This is a genomic window from Paenibacillus sp. SYP-B3998 (assembly GCF_010820665.1).
GTDB lineage: Bacteria > Bacillota > Bacilli > Paenibacillales > NBRC-103111 > Paenibacillus_E.
In genome coordinates this window covers 1-1,777 of sequence record NZ_JAAIKC010000033.1, presented here as the reverse complement: position 1 = coordinate 1,777, position 1,777 = coordinate 1, and the positions used below count along the sequence as shown (strand labels likewise).

General features: G+C 47.9%; 1 protein-coding gene. It reads left to right on the top strand.

All coding sequences use genetic code 11. The features are described from left to right. Positions 1 to 126 precede the first annotated feature (126 nt). Positions 127 to 1,695 (top strand): IS1182 family transposase, encoded by a 1,569-nt coding sequence (locus GK047_RS29075; protein ID WP_163954250.1) that lies wholly within the window; start codon positions 127 to 129, stop codon positions 1,693 to 1,695. The last annotated feature ends 82 nt before the right edge of the window (positions 1,696 to 1,777 follow it).

Here is a 1,777-nt window from a genome sequence, read left to right as displayed (position 1 = left end):
GAGGCTGTCCCAAAAGTCATGAATAATGACTGAGGGAGGGCCTCTTTTTCATTTTATGCAACAAAAAGAAACCGTTCTTTGGTAAAATGGAGGTACCACCCAACCATTTCAAAGGAGACGGTTTCTTTGTACATTCAATATACCATGAACCAACTTACACTGCCAATGGATTTGGAGGAAGACATTCCTCAAAACCATCTCATTCGCGTCGTCAATGCAGCAGTGGATCGTCTGGACGACGCCATCTTTGACGCTGCTTACCCCGGAGGCGGCCGAGACAGCTATCATCCCAAGATGCTGACCAAGGTCATCATCTACGCCTACACCCAGCGCATGTACTCTTCCCGCCAGATTGCCAAGGCCGTTCGTGAAAACGTCATGTTTATGTGGGTCGCCGGCAGACAGCGGCCCGACTTCCGCACCATCAACCGTTTTCGTTCCGAACGGATGAAAGCCGTGCTGGAGACGGTGTTTACCGCGGTTCTTCAATTTCTGGCTGACGAGAAATACGTTCAACTTGATCATTACTTTGTTGACGGAACCAAGATCGAAGCCAATGCCAATCGGTATACGTTTGTTTGGGGGAAAGCGGTTGTCAAGCATAAGGCCAAGCTCCAGGAGAACGTGCAAACACTGTTTGCCGCCATCGAAGAAGCCGAAAAACAAGAAGAAGGAGCACATAGCGGCCGAGACCTCTGCGAGCTTGGCGAATCTTCGGGGATTACAAGTGAAAAGCTGGAGATCGCTGTCAAGCAACTGGAAGAAAGACTACAAGAAAATCCAAAGGACAAACCATTAAAGAAGGCGGTTCGCGTCCTTCGCAAAGACTTGCTCCCTCGCCTCCAAAAATATGAATCTCATGAAGATATTTTAGGGAATCGAAACAGCTACAGTAAGACCGACAAAGACGCTACATTTATGCGGATGAAAGAAGACCACATGCGAAACGGTCAGTTAAAGCCGGGCTACAATGTGCAAATTGGCACCGAAAATCAATTCATCCTCGGCTACAGTGTACATCAAAGGCCTACCGATACGCGCTGCCTCATCCCTCATCTAGAAAAAGTAAAATCGCAACTGGGCAAGCTGCCGAGGACGATCATCGCTGACGCGGGATATGGTGGTGAAGAGAACTACGACTATTTAGAGCAAAACGAGGCCGACGCCATCGTGAAATACAGCACCTACCATCGCGAAAAAAGTAAGGCATGGCAAAAGGATATTAGCAAAATCGACAACTGGACATATAACACGGAACAAGATACATGGACATGCGCTGCGGGACAAACTCTCATTTTCCGCAGAGTGAGCAAGGAGAAAACCGAAAGTGGATATGAAATCGAGCATCGCCATTATCGGAGCTCGAGTTGTGAAGGATGCCCACTGAAACCACAATGTACAAAAGCTCAGGGTGAGCGTGAAATTAAAGTGAGCATGAAGTACTTGCGTTTGAAGAACCAGGCACGTGAAAAACTTCGCAGTGAGGAAGGCTATGCGCTAGCCGTCCGGCGTATGATCGAACCGGAGCCTGTGTTTGGGGATATGAAGAACAACCGCGGATTCAGGAGATTCCTGCTTCGAGGCTTACCTAAAGTAAGTCTGGAGGTCGGGTGGCTTTCCCTTGCCCACAATCTGCTGAAAAAAGCAGCAGTGGACGCCAAAAACAAAGGAGCTAAGCACATACAAGCCGCTTAGCTCCTTTTCCGTTTAACTATTAACTTTTTTAACGCTTGGATTTGTCCCGCACATCTTTAATTGTTACTTTTGGGACAAGCTC